This is a genomic window from Kingella bonacorsii, from assembly GCF_016623605.1.
GTDB lineage: Bacteria > Pseudomonadota > Gammaproteobacteria > Burkholderiales > Neisseriaceae > Kingella_B > Kingella_B oralis.
The window spans coordinates 204,307-217,349 of the sequence record NZ_JAEHNZ010000002.1 but is presented as its reverse complement, the minus strand read 5'-3'; the positions used below and the strand labels follow the sequence as shown (position 1 = coordinate 217,349).

Sequence of the window (13,043 nt, the reverse complement as noted above, 5' to 3'; positions counted from 1 at the left end):
AACAAACAAAACCCAGTTAGGTAAAACACATGGCAATCTACCAATCAGGTGTTATTTTTAAAGATGTCAACACCCAAGACCCCAGCTGCTGGACGCTAGACGAATACATCAAACGCGGCGGCTACCAAGCCCTGCGCAAAATTATCAGCGAAAAAACGCCACAAGACGACATCATCAACGAACTCAAAACATCCAACCTGCGCGGGCGCGGCGGCGCGGGCTTCCCCACAGGCTTGAAATGGAGCTTTATGCCACGCGCGTTTGACGGACAAAAATACGTTGTCTGCAACACCGACGAGGGCGAACCGGGCACATTCAAAGACCGCGACATCATTATGTTTAACCCACACGCGCTGATTGAAGGCATGATCATCGGTGGCTACGCCATGGGTGCGTCTGCGGGCTATAACTACATTCACGGCGAAATTTTTGAAGGCTATCAACGCTTTGAAGCGGCATTGGCGCAAGCGCGCGAAGCCAATTTGCTGGGGCAAAATATTTTGGGCAGCGATTTTTCGTTTGAATTGTTTGCTCATCACGGCTACGGCGCGTATGTGTGCGGCGAAGAAACCGCGCTGCTGGAAAGCCTAGAAGGCAAAAAAGGGCAGCCGCGCTTCAAGCCGCCGTTCCCTGCTTCATTTGGCTTATATGGCAAGCCCACCACCATCAACAACACCGAAACCTTCTCATCCGTGCCGTTTATCGTGCGCGATGGCGGGCAAACCTTTGCCGACATCGGCATAGAAAAAGCAGGCGGCACCAAATTGTTTTCCATTTCAGGACACGTTGAACGCCCAGGGAACTACGAAATCCCACTTGGCACGCCGTTTGCCACATTGTTGGAAATGGCAGGCGGCGTGCGCGGCGGCAAAAAATTGAAAGCCGTGATACCAGGTGGTTCGTCCGCACCCGTGTTGCCCGCCGAAATTATGATGGGGCTGAACATGGACTACGACAGCATCGCCAAAGCAGGTTCCATGCTCGGCTCGGGCGCGGTGATTGTGATGGACGAAGACGTGTGCATGGTCAAAGCCTTGGAGCGGTTGAGCTATTTCTATCAAGAGGAATCGTGCGGACAATGCACGCCTTGCCGCGAGGGCACGGGCTGGCTGTATCGCATTGTACACCGCATCGCCAACGGCAAAGGGCGTATGGAAGATTTGGATTTGCTGGACAGCGTGGGCAACAACATGGCGGGGCGCACCATTTGCGCGTTAGCCGATGCAGCGGTGTTCCCCGTGCGTGGCTTTACCAAACATTTCCGTGAAGAGTTTGTCCATTACATTGAACACGGCGTGCCGATGAAGGCGCATAAGTGGAGCTGATTTGAGGCAGCCTGAAAACGAGAAAACCAAAATGGTTTTCAGGCTGCCTTAAAATGATGAGAGAACAAAACGAAAGGAGCGTCCCATGCTGACTGCCAATATTATTAAGCATAATCAAGAGCAAGCCATACAGTTACCACACGATGTGGCGTTTCCTGAATACATTAAGCAAGCAAGTGGAAGTGATTGTGGTGGGCAATACACGCATCTTAACGCCCGTGGGCGAACGTTGGCGCGTGTGGGCGCAGCAGCCATCGCGGCTAACAGATGATTTTTTGAATGAGCGTGGGCAGCCTGAAACCCAAGAGCGCGAGAGCTTTGACCAATGAAATATCTGTTGGATACCAATACCTGCATTTATGCCATGAAGCGCAAGTCCATAGAAAACAATATAAAAGAATTTGAACGAGTAAGCGGATTGCGCCTAGAAAATTGGTGGCGCGAATAATCCATAGCACAAAATTTTAAATACCAAACGTAACGGAACAAACCCATGTTACAAGTAGAAATCGACGGCAAAAAAATCGCCGTACCCCAAGGCGCAACCGTTATGGAAGCCGCGCACGAATTGGGCACATACATTCCCCATTTTTGCTACCACAAAAAACTATCCATCGCTGCCAACTGCCGCATGTGCTTGGTGGAAGTGGAAAAAGCCCCCAAACCGCTGCCCGCCTGCGCCACGCCTGTAACCGACGGCATGGTGGTGCACACGCATTCCAACATGGCAAAACAAGCCCAAGCGGGTGTGATGGAGTTTCTGCTCATCAACCACCCTTTGGATTGCCCTGTGTGCGACAAGGGCGGCGAATGCCAGTTGCAAGACTTGGCGGTGGGCTACGGCAAAACCACCAGCCGTTACATTGAAGAAAAACGCGCGGTGAAGCCCAAAGACATGGGCGCGTTGATTTCCACGCAGGAAATGTCGCGCTGCATCCATTGCACGCGCTGCGTGCGTTTCACCGAAGAAATCGCGGGCGAGCAAGAAATCGGCATCGCCAACCGCGGCGAATGGTCGGAAATTCTGCCGTTTATCGGGCGTGCGGTGGAAACCGAGCTATCAGGCAATGTGATTGACCTTTGCCCCGTGGGCGCGCTCACCAGCAAGCCATTCCGCTTTAACGCGCGCACTTGGGAGCTGAGCCGCCGCAAATCCATTTCTGCGCACGATGCTTTGGGCACTAATTTAGAAGTGCAAACCAAAGAACACACCGTGCGCCGCGTGCTGCCCTTGGAAAACGAGGCGATTAACGAATGCTGGCTGTCCGACAAAGACCGCTTTGCCTACGAAGGCTTAAACCACGAAAGCCGCCTTGTTGCGCCCAAAATCAAACATGGCGGCGAATGGAAAACCGTAGATTGGCAAACCGCGCTGGAATATGTGCGCCACACCTTGTCTTGCGTTGCCAAAGAATATGGCGCGGACAAAATCGCGCTGTGGGCAAACCCCATGAACACGGTGGAAGAGCTGTATCTGGCAAACAAGCTGGCACAAGGCTTAAACATCGCCCACACCACCGCGCAGCTTCGCGCAGCGGATAACAGCGTTTCAGGCAGCCTGAAAGGCGCGGCATGGCTGGGGCAGAGCATTGAACAGCTTGTCGGATGCGATGCGGTGTTGGTGGTGGGCGCGCGCTTGCGCCAAGAGCAGCCGCTTTTAACCGCCCGTTTGCGCCGCGCTGCCAAAGCGGGCATGGCGGTGGACATCCTCGCCGGCAGCCGCGAAACGCTGCACATGCCGCTGCGCGCGCAAAACGTGCTGCACCCCAGCGAATGGGCGAATTACCTGAACACCGCCGCCCAAGACATGGCGCACGACGTTTCAGGCAGCCTGAAAAACGCCGAACGCGCTGCCATCTTGCTGGGCGCAGAAGCGCAAAACCATCCCGATTTTGGCAACATCTACCTTGCCGCGCAAAAGCTGGCACGCGAAACAGGTGCAATTTTGGGCATCTTGCCGCAAGCCGCCAACAGCGTGGGCGCAGACATCATCGGCATCAACCGCGCCGCGATTGGCGACATGATTGCCGCGCCGAAAAAAGCCGTTATCCTGCTCAATATCGACCCCGAGCACGACATCGCAGGCGGCGCAGCAGCCGTATCCGCGCTGAAACAAGCGGGCAGCGTGCTGGCGTTTAGCGCGTATGAAAGCGAAACGCTGCTGGACGTGGCAGACGTGTTGCTGCCGATTGCGCCGTTCACCGAAACCTCGGGCAGCTTTATCAGCATGGAAGGGCGTTTGCAGTCGTTCCACGGCGTGGTCAAAGGCTTGGGCGACAGCCGCCCCTTGTGGAAAGTGTTGCGCGTGCTGGGCAATGTGTTTGAACTGAACGGCTTTGACTTTGAAACCAGCGCCGACGTGTTGGCGGAAGCCTTGGGCGACCCCGCCGCGCTACCCGGAAAACTGAACAACGACAGCGATTTGTCTGCCAAAGCCAGCCGCCTGCAATCGGGCAAAAACGAACTGGTGCGCGTGGGCGGCACCGGCATTTACTACACCGACCCCATCGTGCGCCGCGCCGCATCGCTGCAACAAACCAGCCACGCCGCCGAACCGCGCGCGGGCGTGCATCCGAAAACGCTGGCAAATCTAGGCTTGGCAGACGGCGAAATCGCCATCGCCACGCGCGGCAATCACCACAGCGAAGTATTTGTAACCGTTTGCGCCGATGAAACGCTGCCTGAAAACGTGGTTTTCCTGCCCGAACACCCGATAAACGCTCCGCTTGGCGGCATGATGAACGTGATTGAATTAAGAAAGGCAGCCTGAAAATGCAAGAGTGGTTTCAATCTCTATTTGCCCAAACGCTCGGCATGGGCGCGCTCGGCAGCGACATCGGCTTGGTGGTGGCGATTGTTGTCAAAATCGTCATCATCTTGATTCCGCTGATTTTAACGGTGGCGTATCTGACTTACTTTGAACGTAAAGTCATCGGCTTTATGCAGCTGCGCGTGGGCCCCAACGTAACCGGGCCTTGGGGTTTGATTCAGCCGTTTGCCGACGTGCTCAAACTGCTGTTTAAAGAAGTAACCCGCCCCAGTGCATCCAACCGCTATCTGTTTTATATCGGACCGATGCTCTCGCTCGCGCCTTCGTTTGCCGCATGGGCGGTGATTCCGTTTAACGACACATGGGTGCTGACCAATATTGACGCGGGCCTGCTGTATATTTTGATGATTACCTCGCTCTCGGTGTACGGCGTGATTATTGCGGGCTGGGCATCCAACTCCAAATACGCCATGCTCGGCGCAATGCGAGCTTCCGCGCAAACCATTTCCTACGAAATCGCCATGTCTGCCGCGCTGGTGTGCGTGATGATGGTTTCAGGCAGCCTGAATTTTAAAGAAATCGTTGCCGCGCAAGCCACGGGCATTGCGGGCGGCTCAATTTTCTCGTGGAACTGGTTTACGCTGTTTCCGGTGTTTTTGGTGTATCTCATCTCTGCCGTTGCTGAAACCAACCGCGCCCCGTTTGATGTGGCCGAAGGCGAAAGCGAAATTGTGGCGGGGCATCATGTGGAATATTCGGGCTTTGCCTTTGCGCTGTTTTTCCTTGCCGAATACATTTTTATGATTTTGGTGGGCGCGCTCACCGCGCTGCTGTTCTTGGGCGGCTGGCTCTCGCCGTTTCCACAAAGCTGGGGCATCATCGGCACGCCAAGCGCAATTTGGATGTTTGGCAAAATGGCGTTTGTGCTGTATGGCTATTTGTGGATACGCGCCACCTTCCCGCGCTACCGCTACGACCAAATCATGCGCTTGGGCTGGAAAGTGCTGATTCCCGTGGGCTTTGCCGCGATTGTGTTTTACGGCGCGTGGATGGCTTCGCCGTTGAGTTTGTGGAAGTGATTGAGGCAGCCTGAAAATGCAAATTTAGGCTTGTTCCATCATCGGCAAGATTAAAGTACAGGCGCAATAGGCAGCCTGAAACCCAACAACAAACAAGAGAATACAACCCAAAATGGCAAACCTAGTCAAAACCTTCCTGCTCGGCGAACTCGTCAAAGGCATGGGCGTAACGCTCAAAAACTTCTTCGCCCGCAAAGACACCATCTACTTCCCCGAAGAGAAAACCCCGCAGTCGGTACGCTTCCGCGGCCTGCACGCCCAGCGCCGCTATCCCAACGGCGAAGAACGCTGCATTGCCTGCAAACTGTGCGAGGCCGTTTGCCCTGCGATGGCGATTAACATCGACAGTGAAGAGCGCGAAGACGGCACCCGCCGCACCACGCGCTACGATATTGATTTGACCAAGTGCATCTTCTGCGGTTTCTGCGAAGAAGCCTGCCCCACTGATGCGATTGTGGAAACGCATATTTTTGAATACCACGGCGAGAAAAAAGGCGATTTGCACATGACCAAGCCGATTTTGCTGGCGATTGGCGATAAATACGAAGCCGAAATTGCTAAACGCAAAGCGGCTGATGCGCCATATCGGTAGGCAGCCTGAAAACACGGAACGGAAAATAAAATGTTTAAAATCATTATGCTGGTGAAAAAGAAACCCGAACTCAGCACCGAAGCCTTTATCGCCCGTTGGCAGCAACACTCCGAAAAAGTGCTGGGCTTTAAAGACGTGTTGAATATCCGCCATTACACCAAAACGCTGCCTCTCCAAGCCAGCGGGCAGCCCGCCACCCAGCGCGACACGCTGCCGTTTGAATTTGATGCGATGGGCGAGCTGTGGTACGACAGCCGCGCAGATTTTCAACGCGCCCGCGAAACCGAAGCAGGGCAGGCGGCATTGGCTGCGCTGCGGGAAGACGAAGCCGCGTTCGTGGATTTGCAGCATTCTGTGATGTGGTTTGGCGAAGAAGAGCGGGTGCTTTGATGCCCTAAGGTAGCCTGCGTAGCGTAGCGGAGTTGCGAAGCTAAAACCCAAAGGAGCACCCATGTTTATCGTTTCGCTGGAATACATCCGCCCACTTGCCGAGATTGAAGCCGCGCTGCCCGAACACATCGCCTATTTGGAACGGCATTACCGCGCGGGCACGTTTCTGCTGTCGGGGCGCAAAGAACCGCGCACGGGTGGCGTGATTGTGATGCAGGCAGACAGCCGCGAGCAAGTGGCGCAGATTATCGCCGAAGACCCGTTTCATCAGGCGGGGTTGGCGCAATACAGCATCACCGAATTTCTGCCCACCAAAACGGCGGAGGGCTTGGCGCAATACCGCGTGGCATTGTAAGGCAGCCTGAAAACTACCCCGCGCCAACACAAGGATTAGGCTATGTTTCCAAAAATCGCAGGGCTGGGCATCGGCGTGTTTGTGCTGGCGTTGTTTGGCTTGCGGGCGTATCGCGTGATTGATAACACCGAAACTGTGTTGCTGACTACTGTGTTTTTGATGCTGCTGCTATTTTTGCGGCATCTGTTTCAATAAGCATAGGCAGCCTGAAAACTGCAAAAAATTTGCCATTCATCGCATAGATGAGAATGGCGAGATTAGTTAATAACAATAATTGGATAAGAAATGTTTAAATCAATTTTTTTTGTTGTTGCAGCATTTGGTTTATCGGCTTGCACTTCAATCAAAGTTAGCCCTGTTGGGCAAGCTGAGCGACAAAAAATACAAGAAGTGTGCATAGTGAATAACCCCGCCGTTACTATTGGTGAGTTTGTACCTGTTTTAGAAAGGCGATTTGCTTTTCATAGCATTAGAACGAGAAGGGTTGCAGAAAACAATATCAGCAATTGTTCTTACTTTTTGCGCTACTCTGCTAGGCGTAGTTGGGATATAACTACTTATCTGTCATGGGCGGAGCTAAATCTCTTTAATCACAACCGATTGGTGGCTAATGCGGAATATTCTTTAATTGGTAAAGGTGGGCTTTCGTTAATGAAATGGCAGTCTGTTGAAACCAAAATGAATCCAGTAGTTGATAAATTATTGGGTATATCTGTTTCTAATACAGGGCAGCCACAGATTTCATCTCAACAACCCCAAATTAGCTATTCTCAATCGGTGGATAGTGGCGAAGAGCATGAATTAAAACCGAACGAATCAAATTAACAAATCAGGGCTCAGGCAGCCTGAAAACCCTAACCCCCAACTGGAAAACCCCATTATGAGCTTCCAACTAATCCTGTTCTACACTCTGGCCGCCATCATCCTGTTTGGCGCACTGAAAACCGTAACCGCCAAAAACCCCGTGCACGCCGCGCTGTGGCTGGTGCTCACGTTTTGCATGAGCGCGATAACATGGCTGCTGATGCAAGCCGAATTTCTCGGCATCACGCTGGTGGTGGTGTATGTCGGCGCGGTGATGGTGATGTTCCTGTTTGTGGTGATGATGCTCAACATTGACATAGAAGCCATGCGCCAAGGCTTTTGGCGACACGCGCCCGCCGCGCTCACCGTGGGCGTGTTGATGGCGGCGTTGCTGATTATGATTTTTGTCGCGCCCGACACCAACCTTGCCGCCTTTGGCGCGATGAAAGACATTCCCGCCGATTACAGCAACGTGCGCGATTTGGGCACACAAATTTATACCACTTACCTGCTGCCGTTTGAACTCGCGTCCGTGTTACTCGTGCTCGGCATGGTGGCGGCGATTGCGCTGGTGCATCGCAAATCCACCCGCACCAAATACATGGACCCCGCCTTGCAAGTACGGGTAAACCCCAATGAAGGGCGTATGCGTCTCGTTTCCATGCCCGCCGAAGTGCAAACCCCGCGCACGCAGCCTGAAACCGAAACCACCGAGGAGACCCAAGCATGATTACGCTCACGCATTATCTGGTACTCGCCGCCTTGCTGTTTGGCATCAGCGCCATGGGCATTTTTATGAACCGCAAAAACGTGCTGGTGCTGCTGATGTCTATTGAATTGATGCTGCTGGCGGTGAATTTTAACTTTATCGCCTTCTCGCAATATCTCGGCGACACCGCAGGGCAAGTGTTCGTGTTTTTCGTGCTCACCGTAGCCGCCGCCGAAAGCGCGATTGGCTTAGCGATTATGGTGCTGGTATTCCGCAACCGCAACAGCATCAATATTAGCGATTTGGATAGTTTGAAAGGGTAGTTTTCAGGCTGCCTAAACAGCATAAAGGCAGCCTGCGTAGCGAAGCGGAGTTGCGAAGCTAAAACCCCCAACACCATTGATTAACAAGGACAACCCCATGAAAAAACTACTCACCGCCGCCGCACTCACCCTAAGCTTAGCCGCCTACGCCCAAGCCGACACCCCTATGGTAGGCAACGACACCGATGCTTACGGCTGCAAACCGTCCACAGGCGCAAGCTACTCTTTCCTGCTGAAAAAATGCGTGCAAGTGTTTGATGTCGCCCAAATCAAACTCACCGACCCCAACAACGACACGCTCGCCATTTACGGCATTCAATCCGCCAACAAAGCGCGAGTAGAACTGTTTGGCGCAGATATCGCCGAAAACACCATTTTGCGTAAAACCCAACACGGCTACGCCAGCGCAGACGGCAAAATCCGCCTGCAAAAAAGCAAACGCGGCTGGAAACTGCATCAGGCGAAATAAAGGGTTGCGCCAAGCCAAAGGCAGCCTGAAAAAGCATGATAGCGAATAGATTGATTGTTTCAGGCAGCCTGAAAACGTAATCTCACCCTGAAAGCTCCATTATGGAACAGCTATGGAACAGCACATCAATTACATCACACTTGGCGTATCCGATTTACCCGCATCGCGGCGGTTTTATCGCGAAGTGTTTGGCTGGCAAGAAAACGAAAACAGCAACGAACATATCGCCTTTTTTCAAACAGGCGGTGCATTAGTTTTTGCGCTGTTTGCACGCGATAGCTTGGCGGCAGATGCACATCTTTCCGCCGCATCGCCCAGCGGATTTCCCCGTTTCACATTGGCGCACAATGTGAGCAGCGAAGCCGAAGTCAATGCGCTGTTTGCCGATTTTGCCGCACGCGGCGTGAACATTATAAAAGCTCCGCAAAAAGTGTTTTGGGGCGGATACAGCGGCTATATCGCCGACCCAGACGGCTTTTTATGGGAAATTGCTTACAACCCCTTTTTACAAAAATTGCGCTAAGGCAGCCTGAAAACGAATTAATCAGCCTTATGCCAAACCCAAAGCCGCCTGTGTAGCGAAGCGGCGTTGCAAAGCTAAAACACCCAACCCATTTGAAACAAAAAGGTTCACCATGAACGACATGACTTTATACCTCATCATCGCCCTAGCCCCCCTAGCAGGCTGCTTGCTGGCAGGATTGTTCGGCAACCGCATCGGGCGCGCAGGCGCGCATAGCGCCACCATTTTGGGCGTTGCCGTTTCCGCCGTGCTGTCGCTCTATGTGATCTACGGCTTTGCCACGGGCACGCGCGCCAAGTTCGATGAAAACGTGTACACATGGCTCATCATGGGCGGCGTAGATTTTTCCGTGGGCTTCTTGGTGGACAGCCTCACCGCCATGATGATGGTAGTCGTAACCGTGGTGTCGCTGATGGTGCACATCTACACCATCGGCTATATGCACGACGAAGCAGTCGGCTACCAACGCTTTTTCAGCTATATCTCCTTGTTTACATTCAGCATGCTCATGCTGATTATGTCCAACAACTTTATCCAACTCTTTTTCGGCTGGGAAGCCGTGGGCTTGGTGTCGTATCTGCTGATTGGGTTTTATTTCAAAAAACCGTCTGCCATTTTTGCCAATTTGAAAGCGTTTTTGTTGAACCGCGTGGGCGATTTCGGTTTCTTGCTCGGCATCGGGTTGGTGCTGGCGTATTTTGGCGGCAGCCTGCGCTATCAAGATGTGTTCGCCTATTTGCCCAATGTGGCGGGCATGCAGTTTCTGGGCACGGATTTGATTACCGTAACCTGCCTGCTGCTGTTTGTCGGCGCGATGGGTAAATCCGCGCAGTTCCCGCTGCACGTTTGGCTGCCCGATTCTATGGAAGGCCCAACGCCCATTTCCGCGCTGATTCACGCCGCAACAATGGTAACGGCGGGTTTGTTTATGGTGTCGCGTATGTCGCCGATGTATGAAATGAGCACCACCGCGCTGTCGGTGATTATGATTATTGGCGCAATCACCGCGCTGTTTATGGGCTTGCTCGGCACCATCCAAAACGATATTAAACGCGTGATTGCCTATTCCACCTTGTCGCAGCTGGGCTATATGACCGTTGCGCTAGGCGTGTCGGCGTATTCGGTTGCCATGTTCCATGTGATGACGCACGCCTTTTTCAAAGCCCTGCTGTTCTTGGCGGCGGGCAGCGTCATCATCGGCATGCACCACGACCAAGATATGCGCAACATGGGCGGCTTGCGCAAATATATGCCGATTACTTGGCTCACCATGCTGCTGGGCAATCTCTCGCTGATTGGCACACCGTTGTTCTCGGGCTTTTATTCCAAAGACAGCATTATTGAAGCCGTGAAAATGAGCCATTTGGCGGGCAGCGGTTTTGCCTATTTCGCCGTGTTGGCGAGCGTGTTTGTTACCGCGTTTTATGCGTTCCGCCAATACTTTATCGTGTTCCATGGCAAAGAACGGTGGCGCGAAGCCAAGCACGATGCGCATCATGGCGACGAACATCATCACGGCTTGTCGCCCAACGATAATCCGCACGAAAGCCCTTGGGTGGTAACGTTTCCGCTGGTGTTTTTGGCGATTCCGTCTGTCATCATCGGCGCATTGACGATTGAGCCGCTGCTGTATGGCGATTTCTTTAAAGGCGTGATTTTTGTGAACCACGAAGCGCACCCCGTGATGCACCACATGAAAGAGGAATTTCACGGCGCGATGGCGATGGTGTCGCACAGCCTTGCTTCGCCCGTGTTGTATCTGGCGATTGCGGGCGTGGCGGCGGCGTGGCTGTTGTATGTTGCCAAGCCCAATCTGCCTGCCAAGTTTCAGGCTGCCTTTAAACCCGTTTATACGCTGCTGGATAATAAATATTATTTGGATACGATTTATTTCAATGTGTTTGCTCGCGGTGCGCGCGTGTTGGGCAATTTGTTCTGGAAAGTGGGCGACACGCTGATTATTGACAACGGCATCGTAAACGGCTCGGCAAAACTGGTTGGTGCGGTGGCGGCGCAAGTGCGCAAAGCGCAAACAGGCTTTATTTACACCTACGCGGCGGTGATGGTGTTCGGGCTGCTGGTGATGGTTGCCGCGTTCTTTTGGGGGCTGTGGTTCAAGTGATTTTCAGGCTGCCTTCCTAACACAAACCCCTTTCAACCTTTCAAATTCAATAAGAGAAAACAGGCGATACTATGTTTTTCAACAACTTACTCAGCTTAGCCATTTGGCTGCCGATATTGGCGGGCGTGCTGGTGCTGGCAACGGGTTCAGACGAAAAAGCCCCGTTGGCGCGCATACTCGCGCTGGTGGGCGCAGCCGCGAGCTTTGTCATCACCTTGCCACTGTTTACCCAGTTTGACCGCGCCAGCGGCGGCTATCAGTTTACCGAGCTGCATGCGTGGATACCTGCGCTTAATTTGAACTACGCGCTGGGCGTGGACGGCATTTCCGTGCTGTTTATTATTTTGAATGCGTTTATCACGCTGATGGTGGTACTGGCAGGCTGGGAAGTGATACAAAAACGCCCCGCGCAGTATATGGCGGCGTTTCTCATCATGAGCGGGCTGATTAACGGCGCGTTTGCCGCGCAAGATGCCATTTTGTTTTACACCTTCTTTGAAGGCATGCTGATTCCGCTGTATCTGATTATTGGTATGTGGGGCGGGCAGCGCAGAATGTATGCGGCGATGAAGCTGTTTCTTTACACACTGCTCGGTTCGCTGCTGATGCTGGTGGCGTTGATTTATCTGTCGTATCAAGCGGGTGGCAGCTTTGCGATTGCCGATTTGCAGGCGATTAAGCATATCCCGGTGGGCGTGCAACAGCTTTTGTTTATTGCGTTTTTCTTGTCGTTTGCGGTGAAAGTGCCGATGTTCCCCGTGCACACATGGCTGCCCGATGCCCACGTTGAAGCGCCCACCGGCGGCTCTATGGTGCTGGCGGCGATTACGCTGAAAGTGGGCGCGTATGGCTTTTTGCGCTTTATTTTGCCGATTTTGCCCGATGCTTCGCGCTATTTTGCGCCCGTGGTGATTGTGTTGAGCCTGATTGCGGTGGTGTACATTGGCTTGGTTGCGCTGGTGCAAACCGATATGAAAAAGCTGGTGGCGTATTCGTCAATTAGCCACATGGGTTTTGTTACGCTCGGCTTTTTCCTGTTTATGCACAATGGGCAGCCTGAAAGCTGGGCGTTCAAGGGCGCGATTATGCAGATGATTTCGCACGGCTTTGTTTCCGCCGCGATGTTTATGTGCATCGGCGTGATGTACGACCGCCTGCACACGCGAAACATCGCCGATTACGGCGGTGTGGTAAACGTGATGCCGAAGTTTGCCGCGTTTATGATGCTGTTTGGCATGGCAAACGCAGGCTTGCCCGCCACCTCGGGTTTTGTGGGCGAATTTATGGTAATTATGGGCGCAACGCATTACAGCCTGTGGATAGGCGCGATTGCGGCGACCACGCTGATTTGGGGCGCGAGCTACACGCTGTGGATGTATAAGCGCGTGATTTTCGGCGACATCCGCCATCCTGCCGTTAAAGAAATGAAAGACATCAACGCGCGTGAATTTGCGATTTTGGCGATTTTGGCGGTTGCCGTGCTGGGCATGGGCTTGCTGCCCGAGCCGTTTATCGCGGTCATCCACCAAGCGGCAGACAACCTAATGGCGCAAATCGCGCACAGCAAGATTTGAGGTGAAAC

Annotated in this window: 15 protein-coding genes; all 15 read left to right on the top strand. The window is 53.2% G+C overall.

What is annotated here, in order from left to right:
* The first annotated feature begins 29 nt into the window (after positions 1 to 29).
* On the top strand, positions 30 to 1,325 hold the full coding sequence (nuoF, locus tag JDW22_RS05890; protein WP_200522293.1) for an NADH-quinone oxidoreductase subunit NuoF: 1,296 nt from the start codon (positions 30 to 32) through the stop codon (positions 1,323 to 1,325).
* A gap of 143 nt (positions 1,326 to 1,468) precedes the next feature.
* On the top strand, positions 1,469 to 1,654 hold the full coding sequence (locus JDW22_RS05885; RefSeq protein WP_289006643.1) for an AbrB/MazE/SpoVT family DNA-binding domain-containing protein: 186 nt from the start codon (positions 1,469 to 1,471) through the stop codon (positions 1,652 to 1,654).
* 164 nt (positions 1,655 to 1,818) lie between these two features.
* Complete coding sequence (nuoG, locus tag JDW22_RS05880) at positions 1,819 to 4,095, top strand: NADH-quinone oxidoreductase subunit NuoG (RefSeq protein ID WP_200522292.1); 2,277 nt, start codon at positions 1,819 to 1,821, stop codon at positions 4,093 to 4,095.
* A 2-nt stretch (positions 4,096 to 4,097) separates the two neighbouring features.
* Positions 4,098 to 5,174, top strand: coding sequence for an NADH-quinone oxidoreductase subunit NuoH (gene nuoH, locus JDW22_RS05875; protein ID WP_200522291.1), 1,077 nt, complete (start codon positions 4,098 to 4,100; stop codon positions 5,172 to 5,174).
* Positions 5,175 to 5,286: 112 nt separating this feature from the next.
* Positions 5,287 to 5,766 carry an NADH-quinone oxidoreductase subunit NuoI gene (nuoI, locus tag JDW22_RS05870; protein ID WP_200522290.1) on the top strand — a complete coding sequence of 160 codons (480 nt, stop codon included), beginning with the start codon at positions 5,287 to 5,289 and terminating at the stop codon, positions 5,764 to 5,766.
* Positions 5,767 to 5,796: 30 nt separating this feature from the next.
* Entirely contained in the window at positions 5,797 to 6,156 is a 360-nt protein-coding gene (locus JDW22_RS05865; RefSeq protein ID WP_200522289.1) for an EthD domain-containing protein, read from the top strand.
* Positions 6,157 to 6,217: 61 nt separating this feature from the next.
* Positions 6,218 to 6,511, top strand: coding sequence for a YciI family protein (locus JDW22_RS05860; RefSeq protein ID WP_200522288.1), 294 nt, complete (start codon positions 6,218 to 6,220; stop codon positions 6,509 to 6,511).
* Between the two features lie 42 nt (positions 6,512 to 6,553).
* A complete protein-coding gene (locus tag JDW22_RS05855) occupies positions 6,554 to 6,706 on the top strand; it encodes a hypothetical protein (RefSeq protein ID WP_200522287.1) in 153 nt (50 codons plus the stop codon).
* A gap of 90 nt (positions 6,707 to 6,796) precedes the next feature.
* A complete protein-coding gene (locus tag JDW22_RS05850; protein WP_200522286.1) occupies positions 6,797 to 7,336 on the top strand; it encodes an Sbal_3080 family lipoprotein in 540 nt (179 codons plus the stop codon).
* A 55-nt stretch (positions 7,337 to 7,391) separates the two neighbouring features.
* Positions 7,392 to 8,045, top strand: coding sequence for an NADH-quinone oxidoreductase subunit J (locus tag JDW22_RS05845; protein ID WP_200522285.1), 654 nt, complete (start codon positions 7,392 to 7,394; stop codon positions 8,043 to 8,045).
* On the top strand, positions 8,042 to 8,347 hold the full coding sequence (nuoK, locus tag JDW22_RS05840; RefSeq protein ID WP_200522284.1) for an NADH-quinone oxidoreductase subunit NuoK: 306 nt from the start codon (positions 8,042 to 8,044) through the stop codon (positions 8,345 to 8,347). Before JDW22_RS05845 ends, nuoK begins: the two co-directional genes overlap by 4 nt.
* Positions 8,348 to 8,444: 97 nt before the next feature.
* Complete coding sequence (locus JDW22_RS05835; protein ID WP_200522283.1) at positions 8,445 to 8,816, top strand: hypothetical protein; 372 nt, start codon at positions 8,445 to 8,447, stop codon at positions 8,814 to 8,816.
* 112 nt (positions 8,817 to 8,928) lie between these two features.
* A complete protein-coding gene (locus JDW22_RS05830; RefSeq protein WP_200522282.1) occupies positions 8,929 to 9,339 on the top strand; it encodes a VOC family protein in 411 nt (136 codons plus the stop codon).
* A 112-nt stretch (positions 9,340 to 9,451) separates the two neighbouring features.
* Positions 9,452 to 11,461: an NADH-quinone oxidoreductase subunit L gene (gene nuoL, locus JDW22_RS05825; RefSeq protein WP_200522281.1), complete on the top strand. Its 2,010-nt coding sequence runs from the start codon at positions 9,452 to 9,454 to the stop codon at positions 11,459 to 11,461.
* A gap of 71 nt (positions 11,462 to 11,532) precedes the next feature.
* Positions 11,533 to 13,035 carry an NADH-quinone oxidoreductase subunit M gene (locus tag JDW22_RS05820; RefSeq protein WP_200522280.1) on the top strand — a complete coding sequence of 501 codons (1,503 nt, stop codon included), beginning with the start codon at positions 11,533 to 11,535 and terminating at the stop codon, positions 13,033 to 13,035.
* Positions 13,036 to 13,043: the final 8 nt, after the last annotated feature.

What these genes read in the sequence shown, in the direction of transcription:
- nuoF (WP_200522293.1), top strand. Translation starts at nt 30, where the DNA reads ATGGCAATCTACCAATCAGGTGTTATTTTTAAAGATGTCAACACCCAA.
- JDW22_RS05885 (WP_289006643.1), top strand. Translation starts at nt 1,469, where the DNA reads ATGTGGCGTTTCCTGAATACATTAAGCAAGCAAGTGGAAGTGATTGTG.
- nuoG (WP_200522292.1), top strand. Translation starts at nt 1,819, where the DNA reads ATGTTACAAGTAGAAATCGACGGCAAAAAAATCGCCGTACCCCAAGGC.
- nuoH (WP_200522291.1), top strand. Translation starts at nt 4,098, where the DNA reads ATGCAAGAGTGGTTTCAATCTCTATTTGCCCAAACGCTCGGCATGGGC.
- nuoI (WP_200522290.1), top strand. Translation starts at nt 5,287, where the DNA reads ATGGCAAACCTAGTCAAAACCTTCCTGCTCGGCGAACTCGTCAAAGGC.
- JDW22_RS05865 (WP_200522289.1), top strand. Translation starts at nt 5,797, where the DNA reads ATGTTTAAAATCATTATGCTGGTGAAAAAGAAACCCGAACTCAGCACC.
- JDW22_RS05860 (WP_200522288.1), top strand. Translation starts at nt 6,218, where the DNA reads ATGTTTATCGTTTCGCTGGAATACATCCGCCCACTTGCCGAGATTGAA.
- JDW22_RS05855 (WP_200522287.1), top strand. Translation starts at nt 6,554, where the DNA reads ATGTTTCCAAAAATCGCAGGGCTGGGCATCGGCGTGTTTGTGCTGGCG.
- JDW22_RS05850 (WP_200522286.1), top strand. Translation starts at nt 6,797, where the DNA reads ATGTTTAAATCAATTTTTTTTGTTGTTGCAGCATTTGGTTTATCGGCT.
- JDW22_RS05845 (WP_200522285.1), top strand. Translation starts at nt 7,392, where the DNA reads ATGAGCTTCCAACTAATCCTGTTCTACACTCTGGCCGCCATCATCCTG.
- nuoK (WP_200522284.1), top strand. Translation starts at nt 8,042, where the DNA reads ATGATTACGCTCACGCATTATCTGGTACTCGCCGCCTTGCTGTTTGGC.
- JDW22_RS05835 (WP_200522283.1), top strand. Translation starts at nt 8,445, where the DNA reads ATGAAAAAACTACTCACCGCCGCCGCACTCACCCTAAGCTTAGCCGCC.
- JDW22_RS05830 (WP_200522282.1), top strand. Translation starts at nt 8,929, where the DNA reads ATGGAACAGCACATCAATTACATCACACTTGGCGTATCCGATTTACCC.
- nuoL (WP_200522281.1), top strand. Translation starts at nt 9,452, where the DNA reads ATGAACGACATGACTTTATACCTCATCATCGCCCTAGCCCCCCTAGCA.
- JDW22_RS05820 (WP_200522280.1), top strand. Translation starts at nt 11,533, where the DNA reads ATGTTTTTCAACAACTTACTCAGCTTAGCCATTTGGCTGCCGATATTG.